This is a genomic window from Helicobacter sp. MIT 05-5294, from assembly GCF_000765675.1.
In the GTDB taxonomy this organism is placed as follows: domain Bacteria; phylum Campylobacterota; class Campylobacteria; order Campylobacterales; family Helicobacteraceae; genus Helicobacter_D.
The window spans coordinates 22,251-44,409 of record NZ_JRPA02000012.1; the positions used below are offsets into that span (position 1 = coordinate 22,251).

General features: G+C 38.5%; 22 protein-coding genes, 1 tRNA gene and 1 other RNA gene. 13 read left to right on the top strand and 11 right to left on the bottom strand.

Annotated elements, in window-relative coordinates; translation table 11 throughout:
* Positions 1–4: 4 nt before the first annotated feature.
* The 5 genes from LS69_RS07075 to LS69_RS07095 all read left to right on the top strand — a co-directional run bounded on the left by LS69_RS07075 (position 5) and on the right by LS69_RS07095 (position 5,138).
* Positions 5–1,057, top strand: a complete 1,053-nt coding sequence (locus LS69_RS07075; protein ID WP_138123543.1) for an NAD-dependent epimerase — start codon at positions 5–7, stop codon at positions 1,055–1,057.
* A 134-nt stretch (positions 1,058–1,191) separates the two neighbouring features.
* Positions 1,192–1,289: signal recognition particle sRNA small type (gene ffs / locus LS69_RS07080), an RNA gene on the top strand.
* A 205-nt stretch (positions 1,290–1,494) separates the two neighbouring features.
* Positions 1,495–3,279 (top strand): cation:proton antiporter, encoded by a 1,785-nt coding sequence (locus LS69_RS07085; RefSeq protein ID WP_138123545.1) that lies wholly within the window; start codon positions 1,495–1,497, stop codon positions 3,277–3,279.
* Between the two features lie 57 nt (positions 3,280–3,336).
* Entirely contained in the window at positions 3,337–3,909 is a 573-nt protein-coding gene (gene recR / locus LS69_RS07090; protein WP_138123547.1) for a recombination mediator RecR, read from the top strand.
* 17 nt (positions 3,910–3,926) lie between these two features.
* On the top strand, positions 3,927–5,138 hold the full coding sequence (locus tag LS69_RS07095) for a potassium/proton antiporter (RefSeq protein ID WP_138123549.1): 1,212 nt from the start codon (positions 3,927–3,929) through the stop codon (positions 5,136–5,138).
* A gap of 3 nt (positions 5,139–5,141) precedes the next feature.
* Here the strand turns inward: LS69_RS07095 and polA are convergent, their stop codons facing one another.
* Genes polA through LS69_RS07110 form a run of 3 tightly spaced genes read right to left on the bottom strand, consistent with a single transcriptional unit; the run spans position 5,142 to position 8,849 of the window.
* Complete coding sequence (gene polA, locus LS69_RS07100) at positions 5,142–7,859, bottom strand: DNA polymerase I (RefSeq protein ID WP_138123551.1); 2,718 nt, start codon at positions 7,857–7,859, stop codon at positions 5,142–5,144.
* Positions 7,860–7,877: 18 nt separating this feature from the next.
* The gene (locus LS69_RS07105; protein WP_138123553.1) at positions 7,878–8,096 is read right to left on the bottom strand and encodes a 4-oxalocrotonate tautomerase family protein; all 219 of its coding nucleotides are present in this window, start codon (positions 8,094–8,096) and stop codon (positions 7,878–7,880) included.
* Complete coding sequence (locus LS69_RS07110; protein WP_138123555.1) at positions 8,097–8,849, bottom strand: TerC family protein; 753 nt, start codon at positions 8,847–8,849, stop codon at positions 8,097–8,099.
* Between the two features lie 218 nt (positions 8,850–9,067).
* Here LS69_RS07110 and LS69_RS07115 point away from each other — a divergent pair, with 218 nt between their 5' ends.
* The 5 genes from LS69_RS07115 to LS69_RS07135 all read left to right on the top strand — a co-directional run bounded on the left by LS69_RS07115 (position 9,068) and on the right by LS69_RS07135 (position 12,904).
* On the top strand, positions 9,068–9,943 hold the full coding sequence (locus LS69_RS07115) for an ATP phosphoribosyltransferase regulatory subunit (RefSeq protein WP_138123557.1): 876 nt from the start codon (positions 9,068–9,070) through the stop codon (positions 9,941–9,943).
* A 20-nt stretch (positions 9,944–9,963) separates the two neighbouring features.
* Positions 9,964–11,220 carry an adenylosuccinate synthase gene (locus LS69_RS07120; protein WP_138123559.1) on the top strand — a complete coding sequence of 419 codons (1,257 nt, stop codon included), beginning with the start codon at positions 9,964–9,966 and terminating at the stop codon, positions 11,218–11,220.
* Between the two features lie 17 nt (positions 11,221–11,237).
* Positions 11,238–11,663, top strand: coding sequence for a flagellar export protein FliJ (locus tag LS69_RS07125; protein ID WP_138123561.1), 426 nt, complete (start codon positions 11,238–11,240; stop codon positions 11,661–11,663).
* The gene (locus LS69_RS07130) at positions 11,660–12,241 is read left to right on the top strand and encodes a MotE family protein (protein WP_138123563.1); all 582 of its coding nucleotides are present in this window, start codon (positions 11,660–11,662) and stop codon (positions 12,239–12,241) included. Before LS69_RS07125 ends, LS69_RS07130 begins: the two co-directional genes overlap by 4 nt.
* Positions 12,242–12,361: 120 nt before the next feature.
* Complete coding sequence (locus LS69_RS07135) at positions 12,362–12,904, top strand: superoxide dismutase family protein (protein ID WP_138123565.1); 543 nt, start codon at positions 12,362–12,364, stop codon at positions 12,902–12,904.
* A 312-nt stretch (positions 12,905–13,216) separates the two neighbouring features.
* Here the strand turns inward: LS69_RS07135 and LS69_RS07140 are convergent, their stop codons facing one another.
* From LS69_RS07140 to LS69_RS07165, 6 genes are all read right to left on the bottom strand, one after another.
* Positions 13,217–13,687, bottom strand: coding sequence for a hypothetical protein (locus LS69_RS07140; protein ID WP_138123567.1), 471 nt, complete (start codon positions 13,685–13,687; stop codon positions 13,217–13,219).
* A gap of 55 nt (positions 13,688–13,742) precedes the next feature.
* Positions 13,743–14,159, bottom strand: a complete 417-nt coding sequence (locus tag LS69_RS07145; protein WP_138123569.1) for a hypothetical protein — start codon at positions 14,157–14,159, stop codon at positions 13,743–13,745.
* A gap of 241 nt (positions 14,160–14,400) precedes the next feature.
* A tRNA-Ser gene (locus LS69_RS07150) sits at positions 14,401–14,488 on the bottom strand.
* Between the two features lie 162 nt (positions 14,489–14,650).
* Entirely contained in the window at positions 14,651–15,397 is a 747-nt protein-coding gene (locus LS69_RS07155; protein ID WP_138123571.1) for a fumarate reductase iron-sulfur subunit, read from the bottom strand.
* Complete coding sequence (locus LS69_RS07160) at positions 15,394–17,367, bottom strand: fumarate reductase flavoprotein subunit (protein ID WP_138123573.1); 1,974 nt, start codon at positions 17,365–17,367, stop codon at positions 15,394–15,396. The genes LS69_RS07155 and LS69_RS07160 overlap by 4 nt, the downstream gene beginning before the upstream one ends.
* An 11-nt stretch (positions 17,368–17,378) precedes the next feature.
* On the bottom strand, positions 17,379–18,110 hold the full coding sequence (locus tag LS69_RS07165) for a fumarate reductase cytochrome b subunit (protein ID WP_138123575.1): 732 nt from the start codon (positions 18,108–18,110) through the stop codon (positions 17,379–17,381).
* A 207-nt stretch (positions 18,111–18,317) separates the two neighbouring features.
* Between LS69_RS07165 and LS69_RS07170 the strand changes: the two genes are divergently transcribed.
* From LS69_RS07170 to LS69_RS07180, 3 genes are read left to right on the top strand one after another with little or no spacing between them, the layout of a single operon-like run.
* On the top strand, positions 18,318–18,563 hold the full coding sequence (locus LS69_RS07170; RefSeq protein ID WP_138123577.1) for a NifU family protein: 246 nt from the start codon (positions 18,318–18,320) through the stop codon (positions 18,561–18,563).
* Between the two features lie 23 nt (positions 18,564–18,586).
* Positions 18,587–19,183 carry a hypothetical protein gene (locus tag LS69_RS07175; protein ID WP_138123579.1) on the top strand — a complete coding sequence of 199 codons (597 nt, stop codon included), beginning with the start codon at positions 18,587–18,589 and terminating at the stop codon, positions 19,181–19,183.
* A 48-nt stretch (positions 19,184–19,231) separates the two neighbouring features.
* Entirely contained in the window at positions 19,232–20,614 is a 1,383-nt protein-coding gene (locus LS69_RS07180; protein WP_138123581.1) for a UDP-N-acetylmuramoyl-L-alanyl-D-glutamate--2,6-diaminopimelate ligase, read from the top strand.
* A gap of 217 nt (positions 20,615–20,831) precedes the next feature.
* Here LS69_RS07180 and LS69_RS11110 read toward each other — a convergent pair whose 3' ends face one another.
* Together LS69_RS11110 and LS69_RS07185 are read right to left on the bottom strand one after the other, a co-directional pair.
* On the bottom strand, positions 20,832–20,957 hold the full coding sequence (locus LS69_RS11110; RefSeq protein ID WP_275050967.1) for a hypothetical protein: 126 nt from the start codon (positions 20,955–20,957) through the stop codon (positions 20,832–20,834).
* Between the two features lie 130 nt (positions 20,958–21,087).
* Positions 21,088–22,159: flagellin (locus LS69_RS07185; protein WP_138123583.1), on the bottom strand; the 1,072-nt coding region annotated here is incomplete at its 5' end.

The following is a 22,159-nucleotide window of genomic DNA, read 5'->3' on the forward strand; positions in this document are numbered from 1 at the left end:
TGCAATGAAAGTTTTAATCACAGGCACGGCTGGATTTATCGGCTCATTTTTAGCAAAACGCCTTGTAGAGCTTGGCGAAGAAGTTGTAGGCTTGGATTGTATTAATGATTATTATGATGTGCGCATTAAATATGGTAGACTTGCAAATGTAGGAATCGCGCAGGATTCTATTGTGGAGAACCAACTCATACAGAGTAGCAAATATCCCAACTATCGTTTTATTAAGCTAAAACTAGAAGATAGGGAGAATCTTTTTCATCTTTTTGCCAATGAAAGGTTTGATAAGGTTTGCAACCTCGCTGCACAAGCAGGTGTGCGCTATTCTCTTGTGAATCCTTATGCGTATGTAGAAAGCAATATTGTAGGTTTTGTCAATATCCTAGAGGCTTGTAGGCAATTCAACATCGCACATCTTGCTTATGCGTCTAGCTCATCAGTATATGGCTTAAACGAGAAAATGCCTTTTTCTACAAGCGATAATGTGGATCACCCCATTAGTCTTTATGCTGCAAGCAAAAAAAGCAATGAGCTAATGGCGCATACTTATTCTTATTTGTTTGGTTTGCCTACGACAGGATTGAGATTCTTCACGGTTTATGGTCCGTGGGGACGCCCTGATATGGCATTGTTTTTATTCACAAAAGCCATTTTGGAAGGAAAGGCGATTGATGTGTTTAATCACGGGCAAATGTTGCGTGATTTTACTTATATTGATGATATTGTAGAGGGTTTAGTGCGCGTTTTAAACCACAACGCAATGCCAAATCCTGCGTGGAATGGAAAATCTCCAGACCCACATAGCTCCAAAGCACCTTATAAAATCTACAATATTGGCAACAACAATCCTGTAAAACTGATGGATTTTATTGAGGCAATAGAAAAAGGGCTTGGAATCACTGCGCAAAAAAATATGCTTCCCTTGCAACCCGGCGATGTTCCAGCGACTTATGCCAATGTAGAAGACTTAGTGAGTGATTTAGGCTACAAACCTAACACGAGCATACAAGAAGGAATCAAAAACTTTATTGCTTGGTATAAAGATTTTTTTAGAATCTAGCACGATTGTGAGATTCCGCTATCGCGCTAAATGCGCACAAAACCTACCTTGCCTATTTCTTGATTCTTAAATTGCAGATTTGCAAAACCTTAAGTTGAATTTTGGCAAAAACCTAATATAATCTCACTCGCCTTTCTTGAGACTTGTGCGATGAGTTCTTTGGATAATGCTTCAGGGTGGGAACACAGCAGAGCCTCCAAATCGCTTAAGTGCCGCAAGTATCTTAAGGAGGGTTTGTTTTGTTTAACTCTTTTCTTGTTTGCATTCATTAATCCTTAATCACAATACTAAATCCAAATATCAACTTATCCAAAAATCTCCAATGGGTTTTATCGGGATTAAAAACAATAGAATCTCCAAAGATTTTTAAAGATTTGTTGTAAAATTCTCGTAAATTTTTTATATAATTTCAAAATTTTATTTTAATTTTATTTCAAATGAGGTGTGCGATAGATAATCTACTTGTAATCATCTATGTTTTGGCGATGGCAGTAGTTTCTGGAATCATTTTAAACAAGCTAAAGATTCCAGCCATTATTGGATATATTGTTACAGGGACATTAACAGCCTATATTTTTGGATTCCGTGTGCAAGATTCTGTGGATTTAAACGAAGCCGCAGAGCTTGGAATCGTATTTTTGATGTTTATGATTGGGTTAGATTTTAGTTTCAAAAAAATCACACAAATGAAGCAAGAAGTCTTGCTTTTTGGTGGATTGCAGATTGGAATCTCTATCCTCGCATTTTTCTTGATTTGCCATTATTTATTGGGATTCAACCTTGATACTTCTATCATCTTGGCAAGTGCTGTGAGTTTGTCTTCTACCGCAATTGTCTTAAAAAGCCTCAATGAAACCAATCAAACAAAAACGCCTATGGGTATGGCAGCTGTTGGGATTTTGGTTTTTCAAGATATTGCGGTGATTCCGATTCTTTTGATGATTAAAATCCTAAGCAATCAAGACTTAAGTATGCCAGAAATGTTACTCCATACAGGAATCTCGGCAGTTATCGTTCTCTTGTTGCTGATTTTGCCCGGGAGATTCTTGGCGCGAATCGTATTGCGTTCTAGTGCTAAGATGAAAACAGACGAAATCTTCGTTGGAACGGTGCTTCTTATCGTTTTAGGCTCGGCTTATTTAAGTAAATATTTCGGATTCTCTCTCTCGCTTGGAGCGTTTTTAGCAGGAATGATTGTTTCAAACTCTCCTTTCAAGCACCAAGTAGCAAGTGTATTGGTATATTTTAGAGACTTGCTTTTGGGAGTATTTTTTATCACGATTGGTATGCAAGTAGATGTTGTATTTTTGGCAAAATACTTTATCATCATCTTAATTCTTGTTGCTTTAATGTTGTGCATTAAAACGCTAATAATGTTTGCCTTTTTAAGTCTTTTTAGAGGTGCGAAAGTCGCTATGCGTATCGCGCTTTCACTCTCTCAAATTGGGGAATTTTCCTTTGCTATTTTCCTCCTTGCAAGTCAGCACAAAATCCTAAATCTAGGATTAGATGGCGGAATCTTGAATTGGATTTTTGGCAGTGAGTTTGTCGCCTCTATCACGCCTAATGAAATCTACCAATTCCTCACTTTAATGGTGATTTTCTCTATGGTTGCAACGCCTTTTATTTTGGATAGATTAGATATTTGCGTCAAATTCGCGCTCAAAATCTTTAGGATTCCATTAAAGATTGCCAAAATCGGCAGCAAAGCAGGAATGGGACAAAAATCACAACAAGAAAACCACGCAGAAGTGGTGATTTGTGGCTATGGGGTTTTGGGCAAAAGAGTGTTGGAGTTTTTTAATGGTTGTGATGTCCGCACACTCGTAGTGGATTCTAACTATGAACGCGTAGAAGATGGAATCAAAAAGGGTTGCGATATCGTCTATGGCAACATCACAGACAAAATGATTTTTAGAGAAATTGGGATTGAAAAATCCAAAGTCGTGATTCTCTGCGTGGAATCCCCTATGGCGATTGAAAAGGCTTGTCGCCACATTATGGATATTACACACCATATTAGAATCATCGCCCAAACCGAAGAAGACGCGACAGAAGCAGATTTGAAAGGAATCGGACTTTATCGCGTGATTAATGGAAGTCGTGAAATTGCAGAAATGCTTGCAAATTCGGCACTAGAGGCGATTGAAGATTCTAAAGAAATAGAGGCTGATGAGCTAAAGGAATCGGGGGATTCCAAAAAGACAGAGGACAAAAACTAGACTATGTGTTTAGAATCTTCTTATCATCATTGCAACCTTAATCAAGGGTAAAGACAAATGAAATCTTATCCTGAAAGTTTTGCAAAACTCATAGAATCCCTAGAGAAACTTCCGAGTATCGGTAGAAAGTCTGCAATGCGTTTGGCTTATTTTCTCGCATTTGAAGATAAATTTAGCGCGCTAAGTCTTGCGCATAACATTGAATGCTGCGTCCAACAACTCCACACTTGTGAAGAATGTGGCGGAATCTCTAGTGAGCGCGTTTGTGAGATTTGTAGCGATAGCACACGCAACAACGGAGAATTGTGCATTGTCGCAAATCCTAGAGAGATTTTTCTGATTGAAGAGAGTGGCGAATTTTTAGGTAAATACTTCGTAATTGGAAGTCTTGAAGCGTTAAACTTAAAGCATTTAGAACAAATCATACACAAATCCCATATTAAAGAAATTATTTTCGCATTTAGCCCCTCCTTAGGAAATGATAGCGTAATGCTGTATTTAGAAGATAAATTAGAGCATTTAGGATTGCAATTCACAAAAATTGCACAAGGCGTCCCAACAGGAGTAAGTCTCGAAAATATAGACCAACTCTCTATTATTCGCGCCCTACAATCACGCGTGAAAATTTAAATTTTAAAGGAGAAATTTTGGCAGAAATTATCAATGATTTGCATTTATATATTATTGCGATTGGAATCATTTTGTTTATTAGCGTCTATGCAAGTAAAATTTCAGAAAAAATTGGTTTCCCTTTATTGCTCGTGTTTTTAATTCTTGGAATGCTTTTAGGAAGTGAGGGGATTGTCGGAATCAAGTTTGATAACACACTTCTAGCACAAGCAGTGGGTTCTGTGTCGCTGATTTTTATCCTTTATAGCGGTGGATTAGATACGCATTGGGGACATATCAAGCCAGTGATTGTGAGTGGCGTAATGCTCGCAACGCTTGGTGTTTTGATTACCGCGGTTATTTTGGCTGGTTTTATTTATTTAATGTGGAATGTTACGCCACTAGAGGCTTTGTTGCTCGGCTCTATCGTATCTTCTACGGACGCTGCAGCGGTGTTTATGATTTTCCGCTCTCACCGATTAAGGCTTAAATCCAATATTGAACCTCTCTTGGAATTAGAATCTGGAAGCAACGATCCTATGGCAATCTTCCTTACAATCACGATTCTACAACTCATCGTAATGAGCGGGGCGACCTCTGTGATGGAATGGATTGTGCAATTTGTCGCACAATTCGCCATTGGTGGCGCGGTAGGATTGCTTTGTGGCTATACTTTCCCAAAGATTTGCGAAAGACTTAACATTTCCCAACCCGGACTTTATCCCCTCATTAGCGTAGCGTGGCTTTTTATGATTTTTGGGCTTTCAATGACACTAAAAGGCAATGGATATTTGAGCATTTATATCGCAGGAATCCTAACGAATAAATTTGCCTTTCCTTACAAATCCCACATTATCGCTTTCCACGATGCGATTGCGTGGATGATGCAAATCTTAGTCTTTTTGGTTTTAGGTCTTCTTGTATTCCCCTCACAGCTCCCACAAATCGCCCTACCAGCTCTTGTTTTAGTCCTTGTATTAATGTTTGTTGCGCGCCCTGTGAGCGTGTTTATTTCTTTGGCAAACAGCCGATTCAACAAAAAAGAGAAGCTATTTATCTCTTGGGTTGGTTTGCGTGGTGCAGTGCCAATTATCCTAGCTACTTATCCTTTCGTCTATGAGCTAGAACAATCACACTTAATCTTTGATGTCGTATTTTTTATGGTGCTAGTATCTGTTTTGGTGCAGGGTATGACTTTGGGAGTTGCGGCGAAGTATTTAGGAATCGTTGACGAGGACGAAAAGTCTTAAAGACTATTTCAAGTCTCCCCAATGTTTTGCCATACTAATTGTGCATTGAAGCGGAATCCTAAGCTTGGTAATGCTTTCCATAATAGAAGCGATTTTACGCGCTTCAAATTCCGCACACTCTATTGGGGATTCAAAAATAAGCTCATCATGCACTTGCAAAAGCAATTTGGATTCTAAATCCTCTTGCGTGATAGCATTCATCGCCATTTTAATAATATCCGCGGCACTTCCTTGAAAGATTGCATTAATCCCCTCGCGCAAAAACGCTGCTTTTTGGTATTCTTGGATTCCATTGAAATCAAACTTACGCATTCTTCCTAACAAAGTCAGCGAATAGCCATTTTCTAGGATAAATTCTTCTTGCGCTTTTAAGAAGTCCTTAACCGTTGGGAAAGATTCAAAATAGTTTTGGATATAGGTTTTTGCCTCTTGATAGCTAATTTTCAAAGTTTCAGAAAGCTTCCTAGCTCCCATTCCATAAATAAGCCCGAAGTTAATGCTTTTTGCTACTGCGCGTTTTTCTTTTGCTAACTCTTCACCAAAGATTTTTTTTGCTGTTTCTAAATGAATATCTGCATTTTGGCAAAATGCTTCAATCATCGCTTTATCTTGCGAGAAATGCGCTAAAAGGCGCAATTCAATTTGAGAATAATCCAAACTCACGAGCATTTTTCCATCTTGTGCAATGAAGCCTTGTCGTATGCGCCTACCTTGCGTAGTTTTGACGGGAATATTTTGCAAATTTGGATTTTTGGAGCTTAATCTGCCCGTGCTTGTCCCTGTTTGCATAAAAGAAGTGTAGATTTTGTGTGCAGAATTTAACTTTGCGTGCTCAATTAAAGGTTCAATATAAGTGCTAAAAAGCTTGAAAAGTTCGCGGTATTCTAGGATTTTTGGCACGACAGGGTGTGCATCAATGAGTGAGTTTAACACCATTTGTGAAGTGCTTAAGCCGGATTTTGTTTTTTTGCTACTTTGCAATTTCAAATCTTCAAACAATACAATAGAGAGTTGTTGAGGGGAATTGAGATTGAAGTTTTTTTGTGCGAGGGCGTAAATTTCTTCTGACAAAGAAGAGAGCTTACTAGACATTTCCGCTTTGAGTTGTTTGAAGTATTCAATATCAATTTTTGTTCCGCACAATTCCATATTCACAAGACTTTGAATCAAAGGAAATTCCGTAGATTCCGCTACTTGAATCAAATGTGGCGGGAGGAGATTGGCGATTTTATGATACAGCTGATAACACGCTGCGGCATCTTCACTCGCATAAGTATAAGCGGATTCTATTGGAATCTGCGAGAAATTCTCACCCTTTTTGACAATATCTTTATAGTGAATCATCTCATACTTAAAATAACGCAACATTAACGAATCCAAATTGCAAGGCAAATCACTTTGATAAAGCCAAGAAAGCAACATGCTATCCCGAATATTCTTAAAGCTTTTAGGAAAGAAGTCAAAATTCGTGCGCAAAATCTCCAAATCGTATTTGAGATTATGCCCTATCACTGCTTTGGCTTCAAAAATCGCGCAAATAAACTCTAAAGCCATTTCCCTACTCACCTGCTCTCCCACACCCAAATAATTATGCCCCAAAGGCGCATAATAGGCATTATTGCCATCAAGACTAAAAGAGAATCCCACGATTTTGGCATTAAAAACATCTAAATTTGTCGTCTCTGTATCAAAAGACACAACACAATCATTTTTAAGTTTAGGCAAAAACGCTTGTAGCTTTTCATCAGTATCCAGCAAATGCGCTTGAAACACAAAAGGCGTAGGTGCTGGAGTTTGCGGGATAAAGCCTTGAGATTCTCTGATTTTGGTTGCGTTTTCAAACAAATGAAAAGAATTTTTTGTTGTATCTTTGGGTAGAATCTTCTTTAATACGCTATTGATTTCATACGCCTTAAGGGATTCTACAATTTTTAGCAAAGGATTCTGGCTTGGCATTTGGCAATCTTGCAAATCAAAATCTGTAAGCAAATCATCACGCAAACGCACAAGCTTTTGACTGCGATATGCGTCTTCTTTGTAAATCTTTAGCAATTCCTGTGTGCGTTTAGAGGCGATTTTATTAATATTTTCATAGATTCCGTCCAAACTCTTAAAATTATGTAATAACCCCGCGGCTCCCTTTGCTCCGATTCCTTTTACGCCCGGGACATTATCCGCGCTATCCCCCACTAAGCTTTGGAAATCCACAAATTGCGCTGGGGCAACACCATATTTTTCAATACAATCTGCTTCGTGAATTTCTGTTTTTTTCTTAGGGTCAAACAAAAAAGTATCTTGATTAATCAGCTGGTATAAGTCTTTATCGTGGCTAATAATACGCACAGCGACATTTAAGAGATTTGCTTGTTTGTTAATAGAAGCAATCACATCATCAGCTTCATAACCTGCAATCACGAGATTCTTAAAGCCCATTTGCTCCACCCAAAGAATCGCAACTTTAAGTTGTAGCTTCAAATCTTGCGGAACTTCCGGACGATTCGCCTTATAAAGCGGGTCAATGCTTTTGCGGAAATTCTCCTCTGGTGAATCTAGCGCAAATACTAAATAATCTTGCGGATAATCCTTATAAAGCTGCATAATCAACTTCGCAAATCCCGTTAATAATCCTGTGGGAAATCCGTCGTGATTTTTAAGCGGCGGGAGAGCGAAATAGCTACGAAATAAGAATCCAAAAGTATCAATAATGGTAAGCGTCTTCATAAAACCTCTTTATTTTGTTTAAGAAAGATTCGCATTTGCTTTGCGTTTTTGCGTGATGGAGATTCCTCCCACACCATAGTTATCACATTCCACCTCATCAATCACCACTACAAGCGAATCCGTGCTTCTGCCTAAAACCTCTCCTAAAAGATTCGTAACTCCCTTAATAATGCGTTGCTTTTGTTCTGTTGTTGGAGTGCCATTTTCTTTTGTGATTTTAATATTAACATAAGGCATTTATTTCCTTTTTTGCGTCCGTAAATGTTCTAAGCGTTTTTTCTTGATATAAATATTGATAGATTCCACTCCCAAAGAAAATGCCATAGCAAAATAAATATAAGCTTTGGAAATATGAAAATCTAAACCCTCTGCGACAAGCGTTACACCCACTAAAATCAAAAATGCTAAGGCTAGGATTTTAATCGTTGGATTATTCTCCACAAACTCTGAAATACTTTTACTCGCAATCATCATCACACCCACTGCCACAATGACTGCCAACATCATAATTTCAATGTTACTTACCATTCCCACAGCAGTAATCACAGAATCTAGCGAGAAAACAATATCCAAAATCGCAATCTGAACCAACACCCCAACAAATCCTCCTCTTATCTTCGGTGGCATAGAATCTTCTTCATTGGATTCTTCTGCGCCATCAATATCATGGTGAATCTCTAGCGTGGATTTGCCAATCAAAAAAAGTCCGCCCAAAATCAAAATCAAATCGCGTCCTGAAATTTCTTGCCCCAAAATCGTAAAAAGCGGAGCGGTGAGCTTCATAATCCAAAAAAGCGAAAAAAGCAACAAAAGGCGCGTTATCATAGCCAAAGAAAGCCCCAAAATACGCGCTTTTTGTCGCTGTTCTTTGGGCAATCTCCCAACTAAAATCGCGATAAAAATAATATTGTCAATCCCAAGCACGATTTCAAGAGCAATCAAAGTCGCTAACGCAACCCACATTTCAGGACTTGCAATCCATTCAAACATACGATTCCTTATAAATAATAAAGTCGTATTATAAGCTATTTTCTTAAAAAACTACTTATTTAAAGAAATCGCCAAATAATCAGATTTAAAAGATTGTAATGTAATTTTTAAACTTAAATTTTATATAATAAAAAATTAAGGGAAAGACATTAAAGAATGAAAGATTCTAGCAAAATATGTTACAATGTGCTTTTCAAAGATTTTTATAAGGATATTTTGTGATTTTAAGCCATGAAATACCACAAGGCTGCAAACTCTACTTTGGCAAAGACGCCAAAGCCAAGCGGGAATTAGAAAATCTTGCGAGTGAGATTCTCTACAAAAAAGGCTATGAAGAGATTGTAACGCCGACTTTTAGCTTTTTAGAGCACCAAAGAGATACGCAGAGTCGCGAAGTAGTGCGCACAAATAATCAATACAATCACCAAATCGCGCTTCGCAATGATTCTACAATTGATACGATTCGCCTCCTTGCGCCTCATTTGCGTGAAGCAACCATTTCTAAGCGTTGGTTTTATATCCAACCCATTTTCATTTATCCTACGACAGAAGTGCATCAAATCGGCGTGGAAAATTTAGAAAACTGCGATATTCTTCCCTTTATTGAAATTTCTTTGCAAATTTTAAGCCAAATCACGAATCTCACAAAAACAGATTCAGATTCCAAAGTTGCTTTTTTGCAATTAGCCAATGTCAAGATTCCACAAATTTGTGCGGAAACCTTTGAGATTCCGCTCACTGCGTTTGAAAAAATTGATGTCGGAGCGATAGAATCCGCAAATCCGCTAATGGCAAAGCTTTTGCAAATCAGCGACAAAGAATCTTTAGAGAGGTTTTTGCAAGATTCCAAATTAGACTTACCAAATGCCTTAGCTGTTGAGCTAGAAAGGCTTTATCAAGTTGCAATTAAGATTCCTTATGCACATTGTCTCATTTCACCTTTATATTATGCTCCAATGAGCTATTATAAAGGCTTGTCTTTTAGGTTTTTTGCCCAAAATGCCACTTTGATTTTGGGCGGAGAATATGAGATTCTAGGACAAAATGCGTGTGGATTTGGGATTTATACCGATCATTTAATACAATACATTTAAACATTAATTAAGGAGTAAGAGTGAGCAAAGCAGATTTGATTGTTGGGATTCAATGGGGAGATGAAGGCAAAGGAAAAATGGTAGATTTATTAGCGCGCGACTATGATTATGTCGTGCGTTATCAAGGCGGACACAATGCAGGGCATACGATTGTCGTAGAGGGCAAAAAATACGCCTTGCACCTCATTCCATCTGGAATCCTTTATCCAAAATGCAAAAATATTATCGGAAATGGCGTTGTCATTAGCCCAAAGGCTTTAATTGAAGAAATGGAACAATTCAAAGAAATGTATGGCACTTTAGAAGGAAGGCTTTTTATTAGTAGCAAAGCGCATTTGATTTTGCCTTATCATGAAATGCTAGATAGACTTAGCGAAAGTCAAGCCAAACAAGCCATTGGGACAACTTGCAAAGGAATCGGACCAACTTATACCGACAAAGTTTCTCGCAAAGGGATTCGCGCAGAAGAGTTAAAAGACACCCAAACACTCACCCAAAAAATACTTGAAAAGCTAGAGGAAATCGCCAAAAAAGGAATCGCAATAGAGATTCCAACACAAGAAAGCCTCAAAAACGAATTAGATTCCTATGCAAAAGCGATTCTGCCTTTGTTGGCAAACACTACTAATATGCTTTGGAATGCGATGGATAAAAACGAAAAGATCCTATGCGAGGGTGCGCAAGGAAGTATGCTAGATATTGACTTTGGCACTTATCCTTTTGTTACAAGCTCTACAACAATTTCTGCCGGAGCGTGTAGTGGAAGCGGAATCGCTCCACGCGAGTTAGGCGAAGTGATTGGAATCATCAAAGCCTATTGCACGCGCGTTGGAAATGGTCCTTTTCCGACAGAAGAAACAGGTGAAATTGGCGAAAACTTACGCAATAAAGGTGGCGAATTTGGCGTAACCACAGGGAGAGCTAGACGATGCGGTTGGCTAGATGCAATGGCAGTTAAATACGCTTGTCGCCTCAATGGCACGAGCGCACTTGCAATGATGAAACTAGATGTCTTAGACGGATTTAAACAAATCAAAGTTTGCGTTGCATATGAAAACGAAAAAGGCGAACAATTAGAGGAATTTCCAAGTGATTTAACCTCTATCAAGCCAATCTATCAAACTTTCGTGGGTTGGGATAAAACAGCGAGTGTAAGAGAATTTGACAAATTGCCCAAAAATGCGCAAGATTATATTTTGGCATTGGAAAAATTCATTGGCGTAAAAATCTCGATGATTTCCACAAGTCCCGATAGAAACGATACGATTTTTAGGTAGTTTTTGATTTAAATACGATGAAAACGAAATTTACCCAACTCGTATTACTGCGCAAAAAAAAGGTAGATGAGGCAGAAATGATGCTGCAAAAAAACGCGCAAGCCATTCTCTCAAAACAAGGCGAAGTTGATGCGCTCGTGCAAGAATTTGCCACACTTCAAGAGCCAAGAAGCGGAATCTACCAAGCTTTTTTGACTTTCGCGCACCACAAAGAGGAATTTCGTCAAACCATTGATTTTAAAATGCAAGAATTAGCGCAGCTCAAGCACCAAAAAAAAGAGTTGCAAGAGTATTTTAGAGTGCAAAACATTGAATTTGAAAAGGCAAAATATTTAGACGGCTTAGAAGTCAAAAAAATGATTGAAAAAACAAAAAAACAAGAAAGCAAGGATTTAGACGAAATCTCTGTAATGCTTTATGCAAACCACAAGGAACAACAATGAAACAAAAGAAACATTGGATTTTGCCTCTTTTGGCATTTGGAATCCTGCCCCTAATGGCTGCCGATAATCCGCGCGAAATTATTGATTGTAATATCATCTTTGAACAACGCAAAGCTGAAATTATCCAAGAAATTGAAAGGATTGATGAGCAGCAACAAGCCTTACAAGCCTTACAAAGCGCGACCCAAAACATATTAGACCAAAAAGAAGCGGATTTAAAAAAGCGCGAAATTGCACTTAAAGACGCGCAGAAAGAAATGGAAGAGCGAGAAGCAAAAATCTCTCGTCTGCTAAAACGCAACGAAGAAGTCCTAAAGCAAATTCGCGGTGCGACACAAAGTAAAGTCGGCGAAACCTATGCGGGTATGAAAGACTCCAAATCTGCGGCAATCCTAGAGACTTTGCCAGAATCAGAAGCGGCAGGGATTTTGTTTGCCCTAGATACGAAAGTGATGAGTAAAATCTTATCCAAAATGACACCGCAAAAAGCAGCGACTTTAACGCAGTTGTTACAAAAAGGACCGCCTTTTGAAGAGGAGAAAGAACCCCAAACAACCCCCAATAACATAGCACAATAAAATACTTCCTAAAAGACAGAATCTTATTTGTGCGAACTTTTAATTTTTCTAAAGCATTCTTAAAGATGCCTTTACTAAAATTCTTATGCTATTAGCACAAAATAACATAAAGGATTAACGATGAAAAAAATTCTAATTAGCGCATTAGGCATTAGTTTAGTTGCGAGTATCGTGATGAGTGCAGAGCTTTACAATCCCAAAAATGAGAAAAATCATTTGGTGATTCCTATGAATGCACTCTCACAAAATGGAGATAAGAGCGTAGGCGAAGTTGTCGCAGTCGAGACAAAATACGGGGTGGCGTTTTATCCAAATCTACAAGGAATCACGAGTGGATTGCATGGATTCCATATCCACGAAAATCCAGATTGTGGCGCGACCGATAAAGGTTTAGGAATGAAAGCGGGCGGACATTGGGATAGAGACAAAACCGGCACTCATTCTTATCCTTGGGACGACAAAGGACACAGCGGGGATTTACCCGCACTTTTCGTAGATGAAAAGGGTAACGCAAACAATCCTGTCCTTTCTCCAAAAATCAAAACTCTAGCAGAGCTTAAAAACCATTCTTTAATGGTCCATGTAGGGGGAGATAATCACCACGACACTCCAGCAGCACTTGGTGGCGGTGGTGCTAGAATGATTTGTGGCGTGATTAAATAATCGCACTCGCCCTATGCTTTGAGGATTCTATCCTCATCGCATAAAATTTCAAAGCCTAGAAGCTTCGCATTTCTAAGGCTTTCAAGATTCCCAAAAACCATTAAATCCAAAAACACTTCTTTAAAATCTCTAAACTACACCCTACAAGGATTCCACTTGTCATTGCGAATCCTCTTATTGTTATTCTAAGCAATGCGAAGAATCTAACACATTTCTATTGCAGAATCCCACCTTTCCGTCATTACAGGAAATGCAAAGTGCAAATGGAATCCTCACACTAACGCAACACTAAATCGCCACACAAGCGCAAACTCACACCATAAAGTTTAAAATAAAACTTTCTTTAGAGTAAATTTTCTCGACAAAATCACCAATCACCTTATCCAACGCATTTTCTAGTGAGGGATTCTCTTCTTTGATTCTTGATATTTCACTTGCAAAATACTTTTTCAACGCTTCTTGTTCTTTTAGTGTTAGCGATTCTATATTGCCACCTTGTTTAAGTCTATGGAGCAATGTTATGGCTTCTTCTTTGGAGATTTCATCTTTATTTTGTTTGCTATTTTCTAGCTTACGCAGTAGCTTTTCTGTATCCAGCTTATCCTCACACTTACATTCGCACGATTTAATGATTTCTGCTAGGGTTTGATACAAGCCTTGAGTGCCAAAATGCCTCACTAAACTCACTGCGCCATCAAGATTTCTATCTTTAAAAATCAGCAAATCTAGCATTTCATCAATACTTTCGTATTGGAGATTCTCACTAGTTTGATATTTGTCCACAGCAAAATCATAAACGATAGAATCCCTGTATTACATTCTAAAAGATAAATAAATACTACTTTTGATTTGCGCTTTTTTCTTCTTGGGAAAATTTGCCATTCTTATCTTTATCCGCTTGGAGCGCACCCATATTGTAGGCAATTTCACCAAACCAACCCCCAACATACGCTTCCACCTCACCATTAAGGCGAATCTCTCCACTTTTAAGTGCATAAAAATTACTAGAATCAAACTTCTCTTTTGGTCTTTGGAAATTTTCTTTAGAAATTGAGACTCCAAATCTATTACCGCTTATAGAATCTTCAAAAATCACAACTTGTCGGGAAGTATTTTTGGGTGTATTTTCTTTATGGGTTGCTTGGTTTTGCTCTTGACTTTTTTCTTCCTCTAGCAAAGATTTTTGGCTACGAAACTTCGCAGGAACTACGAGAGAATTAAAAGCTGCCGTATCCAAAGCACCATAAAGCAACATTGCTTTCCCCTATAAGCATACAAGAATCCCAAACTAACACTCTTCACCGCCATTTCTTTTTCATAAAATCATTTCAGCAATATAATTTCACATAAATATTATCAAAAAACTAAAATCTACATTTTATAAAAATAATTTTTAACTTTTAAGCAAAAAAATGTTTCATAATGTTACTTTTGCAAATAAAGTTGAGATTGATATTGTAAGTTTAACGGGAATCAAGGAATTGTATCGTTGATTGTGGCAGAGAGGAAGGGATTCGAACCCTCGAAGGCTTACACCTTACACGCGTTCCAGGCGTGCTCCTTCAACCACTCGGACACCTCTCTAAAAAGAAGCTAAATTATACACAAATAAAATAAGTTTTGCTTGAATCTAAAGGATTCTCATTGATTATTTTATTGATTTACTGCGTTACTACTAAAGACTAAACATTATAAAAACAAAAGGAATCTAAAGAAGTTAGAATCCCAAAAGGGATTCTGTGATTGTTACTTTGTAGTCGCCATTTTGCGTCTTAAGTAAGCAATTTTGCTTTGTAATGGTAAATTTTTAGGGCAAACATCATGACAAGCTAGTAAGCTCATACAACCAAACACCCCATTATCATCACCTACCAACTCATAGAAATCAGCGTCTGTTCGCTCATCGTGTGGGTCAAGCATAAATCTCACTACGCGGTTGAATCCAGCAGCACCCACAAAATCTTCACGCATAAGCTTTGTGCCACAAGAAGCAATACAACAACCACATTCAATGCAGCGGTCAAGTTCAAAAACTTCCGCCGCTACTTCAGGTTCTACTCTTGTTTCAATTTGACACATATGCTCTTCGCTTTTTTCTTGAGCGTGAATCCAGCTTTCTACGCGTTTGCTCATACCATTAAACCAATTTCCTGTATCCACAGACAAATCTTTAATCAACTTAAATGCAGGTAATGGCATTAAAGTAATCACACCATCAGGAAAATCTTTTGTTAAAGTGCGACAAGCAAGGCGAGGACGCCCATTAATCATCATTCCGCAACTTCCACAAATCCCCGCACGACATACGAAGTCAAAACTCAAATCCGGGTCAAATTGCTCACGAATCATATTTAGCACGATAAAAACCGTCATAGAATGCGCTTCTTTAAGCTTGTATTCCGCGAAGTGTGGTTTGGATATTGCGCTATTTGGGTCAAACTTCAATACCCGAATTGTTAATTCTCTGTTACTACTTTGAACTGCTCCACTCATTGTTTGTCTCCTATTCTCTCATTGCGTGCTTTATAATATGGTTGTAATTCAAATGGCATTAATGCTTCTTGAATCTCATAGCGATCTTTTCCTTGTGCTTCCATATCGGATCTAATTTTATCAATTTGTTCTTGACGCTTCAAGCTTTCAGGATTTTCAATAATCATTCCTTTAGCACCATAACCACGGAATCCCGGAGCCATTTCCATTGTCGCAATATCAAGTGGCTCATAAGTGATGGTTGGCAAGGTTTGATTTGGGTCTTCCCAGCTTGTCAAAGTGCGTTTTAACCAATTTTGGTCATCGCGTTTTGGATAATCTTCACGACTATGCGCTCCACGAGATTCTGTGCGGTCTAACGCACCTTTGGCGACGCACAACGCAATTTTTAGCATTTTTGGCACACGATACGCTTCTTCTAGCTCCGGATTCGCTGAAAGTCGTTTGGTTTTGATTCCAATATTTCTGCTGCGAATATAAAGTTGCTCCAACTCTTTTACCGCCGCTGCCAAATGCTCACCATCTCTAAAGATTCCTACTTTATCACCCATAATTTGCTTCATAGCATTTTTGATTTCAAACACATTTTCTGCGCCTGTATTTGCTAAAATGCTATCCAAATAGCCTTGTTGGGCTCTAATGAAATCTTCAACCAATTTAGTTTCAATATCCGCATAAGTTCCCGCGCAAGATTCCGCAAAATAGTCTCCAATAATCATACCGCTAACTACCGCTTCACTGACAGAGTTTCCACCTAAGCGGTTAAATCCGTGCAAATCCCAACAAGCTGCTTCACCCGCAGAGAATAAGCCTTGCAATGCAGTTTCACCTTTTGCGTTGGTTCGGATTCCGCCCATACAATAGTGTTGCATTGGCTTCACAGGAGCCCATTTATCCGCTGGATCAATCCCTGCAAACACTTGACAAATCTCTTGCACATCACGCAAGTTTGTTTCAATATGTTTGCGTCCTAGAATGGAAATATCAAGCCACAAATGCTCACCATAAGGAGAGCTTACGCCTTTGCCCTCACGGATTCTTTGAAGCATTCTACGCGCGACAACATCACGACTTGCAAGTTCCTTTTTCTCTGGCTCATAATCTGGCATAAAGCGATAGCCATCAACATCACGCAAAACTCCACCATCTCCACGGCAACCCTCTGTAAGTAGAATCCCACTTGGAAAAAGTCCTGTTGGGTGGAATTGCACCGCTTCCATATTACCTAACTTTGCGATTCCTGTTTCAAGGGCTAGAGCAGTTCCTGTTCCCTCGCAAATTACGGCGTTTGTTGTGTCTTTATAGATTCTTCCATAACCACCTGTTGCAATCAATGTTCCTTTTGCAACATAACCAATCAATTCGCCTGTAATCAAATCACGAACGACTGCGCCATAACAACGATTATTTTTGTGAATCAAAGAAATCGCTTCTTTTCTATCGTGGATAATCACGCCTCTTTTTAACGCTTCATTTGCCACCGCAAAAAGCATAGAGTGTCCTGTCGCGTCCGCTGTATAGCAAGTTCTCCATTTTTTTGTTCCACCAAAATCACGAGAATGGATTAATCCATGTCTAAACTCTTCTTCTGTAATGGTTGTTTTTTGCGCATTAATGATTGCGGTTCTGTCGCCTTTTTTGATTCTCGTCCATGGCACACCCCAAGCAGCTAATTGACGAATCGCCTTAGGTGCTGTGGTAACAAACATTCTAGCAACTTTCTGATCGCAACCCCAATCGCTTCCCTTTACGGTGTCTGCGAAGTGCAAATCCTCATTGTCTCCATCACTCATTTTAGAGTTTCCAAGACTTGCTTGCATACCACCTTGAGCTGCGGCAGAGTGGCTTCTTTTTACGGGAATAAGGCTTAAGACAATAGTATCCAAACCCTTTTCTTTACAGGCGACCGCCGCACGAAGCCCTGCCAAACCTCCACCAATTACCAATGAATCGCAATATACTATTTTCATTCATCTCTCCTTTATAGACTTTTGCCTAACGCAATCCAAGTAAAGTCCGCGATAAATGCAATCACACCTAAAACGATAAATACTGCAAATACAGCAATTTTAACATTTTTGCGTTTTACATTGCTTTGTGCGGTAGTTGGTGCTTCAAGTGGAACCCATTTGATAATCACGCGATACAATCCAATACTTGCATGTAACACCATTACAACAAGCAATACAAGATAAAATTCTGCCAAATTGCCATCAACAAATCTTGTTGCAGAAGTGATTGCGTTAATACTTGTAGAATTAAAAAGAATCGTAACAAGATGTGCGCCACCTAAGAAAAATAATGCAAATCCAGTCAAGAATTGAATCCACCAAAGCGTTGTGTCGCAATGTTTCATTAAAGATTTATGAGTTTTAAAAATCATAAATTGTTGGAAGTTCGCAGGGAATTTTCTCATCGCCAAAAACGCGTGAGCCACGAAAACAACACTAATAACAATCACAACTAGAGTAGTTAAAAGTGGAATCCCATGCCCACCAAAAATCAACGAACCCTCGCTGAATCCTACCACAGCATCAAATGCCTCTGTTCCAAGTAAAATAGAAGATGTAAAACACATATGAAACAAAATAAAAATCGCTAGAATAGCTCCTGTGATACTTTGCAACATATCCCAACGCGCAGGGTTTTTACTTTTTTTGCGCTCTGAAGTTACCTTTAAATAACTCTCAATTACTACTTCATCATTTTGCATAAAATCCTCCTAAAGTAGATTACCAGTGCCTTTGCACAACGCCATTAAACTTAAAAATCTTGTAATTATAAAACATTTTAAATAAAATTAGATTAAATATTTTTAAGAAGTTTTTTATTAAAACTTTAAGAAAACTTAAGTATTATCATAGCTTTTAAATTAGGTTTCAAACATAGAATCCAAAAAGTAGAAATTTAAGGAAATTTTATGCTTCCCTTTAGCGATGAAGAACTTTTAAAACCTGTGGAAATCAGCCTTAACAAAGTGCGCCCAATGCTTGTCCAAGACGGAGGCAATGTAACTTTGCTCAAAATTGAAAATGGCAAAGTTTTTGTGCGCCTAGAGGGTGCCTGTAAAGGCTGTCCAAGTAGTGCACAAACCCTGAAATTCGGCATTGAACGCACACTCAAAAACGACATTCACCCTGACATTGAACTTATCAATGTTACCTAACTTGCACTGCATAAAGGCTTAATATGGCGAAAGATTTTGCGTATTTTAAAAACAAAGCAAAACTCGCTTTTAACAAGCGTCAATATTTGCGCGTTTTAGAGATTCTCTCTTATGCACATCTTCTGCTTGAAAATTTAAGCGACAAAGAATCGCTTTATATTAAAATGCTTAGTGCGCTCTCTGATATGGCTTTAGACTACGAAGATGAGGCGCGTGCACTCTTTGAATACTATCAAGTAACTCATATTAAAAACAATCAAGAAGTAGCGAAAGTCGTGCTTGGAATGGTTGAAAATTTTGACAAAAACCTTTACGCGCTCAATCTCGCGATTTGGAGTTTGCAAGAAGCAGAGATTGACAAAAACGACGGAATCCTCTATGAAGATTTTGAAACCCATTCCGCCAAAGTCGGCTTCAAAGAAGCTTTTGAAGATTTAATGTTCAGCTCCAAAATCATCTTTACCAACAAAAGCGAATTTCTCTTTTTTGTGCGGAATCTCGTTAAATTTGGCTTTGAAGATGTTGCGATTAATTATTTTGAAAATTCGGGAAATCTTTTGTTTTACGACAGAGATTTTATGCGCCTCTATCGCAAAATCCTGCAAGGCAAAAAGCTTTGAATCTTTGCGATTCCATCGTCTAAACAACATTAATTTTAAGGATATTTTATGCTAGTGGAAATTCAAGCAAACCTCACAAACTGCCCAGATTGTGATTCTTCTTTACGCTTTATTAGCGATGATTCAAGAGAAGTGTTGCTCCCTCCAACAACCCAAAACAACCAAAGCAAGAATCGCACTTCAGAAAATTGCGCATTTCTCATCACGCAAAGCAATCAAAATTATCAAGAATCTGCCCAAAAAAATGGATTTAAAAAATTTATCATTCCTAAAGATTTAATAAAATATTTTGATTTAAACTTAAAACTTATCGGAATCACAGGCACAAATGGCAAAACAACCACAGCAGCGATGATTTACTCTATTTTGCTTGATTTTGGATTCTCTGTTGGCTTACTTGGCACACGCGGATTCTTTATCAATGGAATCCAAAAACGCCCCAAAGGACTTACAACGCCTAGTTTGCTAGAGATTTATAGCGCGATTAGCGAGGCAAAGAGTGAGGGCTGCCAATATTTCGTAATGGAAGTTAGCTCCCACGCAATTGTGCAAAATCGCATTGAAGGGTTGCATTTTGATTTAAGAATTCTAACCAACATCACAAGCGACCATTTAGACTATCACAAGACTTTAGAAAACTATATCGCTGTGAAAAATTCGTTTTTTGCCAATCCAGAGGATTTAAAACTTATCAACAAAGACGAATCCAACGCGCATTACGCCCTAGAAAGAGCAATCACCTATGGCATAGAATCCCCCGCCACGCTTAATGCCAAAGCTTACAGCCTACAAAATGGTATTACAGCCCAAATCGCCTATGGCAAAGAAGAAGCGAGTTTGGAATGCGCCTTGTTTGGCAAACACAACCTTTATAACGCACTTGCAGCAATCGGGGCAGTCAAACTGCTAGAAAACGCTCCTTTGGGTGAAATTTGCGAAAAATTAGAAAACTTTGGTGGCGTGTTAGGGAGAATGCAAGTCGTCAATCAAAAGCCCCTAATTATCGTGGATTTCGCACATACAGAAGACGGAATGGAAAAAATCTTTCAGTCTTTTTTGCACCAAAAAATCTCTGTTGTCTTTGGTGCAGGAGGCGATAGAGACAAAAGTAAAAGACCAAAAATGGGATTGTGTGCCGCCAAATATGCCCAAAAACTTTATATCACAAGCGACAATCCACGCAGTGAGATTCCATCGCAGATTATGCAAGAAATTCTTAGCGGAATCCCGACAATTTTAAGGGATTCTAGGGAGATTTATTTGGAAGAAAACCGCGCTAAAGCCATTGAAATGGCGATTAAAAGCTTAAAAGATGAAGAGGTTTTGTTGATTTTGGGAAAAGGCGATGAAACTTATCAAATCATTGGCGATAAAACTTACCCTTTTGATGATTGCCAAGAAGTGCAAAAGGCTTTGAAAAACTTAGCATAGCTATGTAAGTTTTGCGTTGCCTTGCGTCCTTATGAAGTGGCAATCCACAATCAACATCAAAATGGTAAGAAAACAATCAATGGAAATTTATACAATAGCTCTTTTTTGGAGCGTAGATTTTACCACAGGGTAACCAGCCTGTGGTAATTACCCTGCGACATTATACTTCAAAACTTTAGAAATCCCAAGTTTTATTTATTGAGTCATTGTTTATGTATTAAACCACTGCGTCATTACGAGAGTTTTGCAAAAACTCGTGGCAATCTATAATGTTGGGTTTCAAGGAAAATAATACAATGGAATCTTTAATGTGAGATTCTAAGCGTGGATTGCTTCGTTGCACTTCGTGTGCCTCGCAATGACAAAAGATAGTTAAATCTTGGTGATTGGATTAGGTAGAAAGATGAAGAAAATAAAAAAGCAAGGGAGAATCCCTTGCCTGGAGTTGTGATTCTAAGAAAAGAATCCTTAAGCTACTGAAGTAATCTTAAGATATTTTGTTGCACTGAATTCGCTTGGCTCATTGCATAACTTCCAGCTTGAGCAAGAATGTTCAAGTTAGAGTAGTTTGCAGATTCACTTGCGAAATCTACTTCACGGATTCCACTTTCAGCAGATTTTACATTCACTTGAGTGATTGTAATGTTGTTGATTGTAGATTGCATTTGTTGTTGCACAGAACCCAAGTCTGAACGAATGCTATCAAGTTGTTTAATCGCAGATTCTGCAATATCCATAGTAAGCATTGCACCTTTGAGGGTTGTAACGCCTGAACCAAAAGTCGCATCTAATGCTGTTCCAATTGCTGTTGTAGTTACACCGATGGATTTCAAAGTATCACCATTAAATGAACCTTTAAGTTGTCTTAGGGTTGTAACGGCTTGAGCAACACTTGCTGAATTAACAGTGAATTGCCCACCTGTATTTGTTCCTGAAACTTTAATATCATTTGCACCCAATTGAGTAAGGTTCAATGTTCCAACATTTACTCCAGTGCCAAAGTTTGTAACACCTGAAACACCATCCCCTGTAACATTAATCGCTCTACCATCTGTAGAAGTCAATCTCAATGCACCATCTTTATCAATAGAAGCTTGAACACCTGTGGTATCTTTGTAAGCATTGATAGCTTGAACTAAACGATTGTCTTTGTCGTTTGTTTTAATGTCAAGAATATCCCCGATTTTTACACCATTGATTGAGAGGCTTACGATATTTCCAGCTGTTACCGCTGCTGTTCCTGCTGTCTCTACTGTGTATTCAGCACGCACACCACCCAACTCATCGGAGTATCTATTGATAGCTTCAGCTACGACACCTAGACCTGTTCCTGCACTTGTAGAAATCGTTACAGACTCTAAGCTGACTTTTTTGTTGCCCACTGTGAAAGTTAGAGCCAAATTACCAGTAGAAGCACTAAAAACATCTACACCATAGCTTTCTGTTCTTACATGCCCAATCTTATCAGAACTTGTTGCACCAATACTTGCACGAATGGTTTGGTTAGAGTAAGCACCTACTTGGAATTCTTTGTTTGTAAATCCA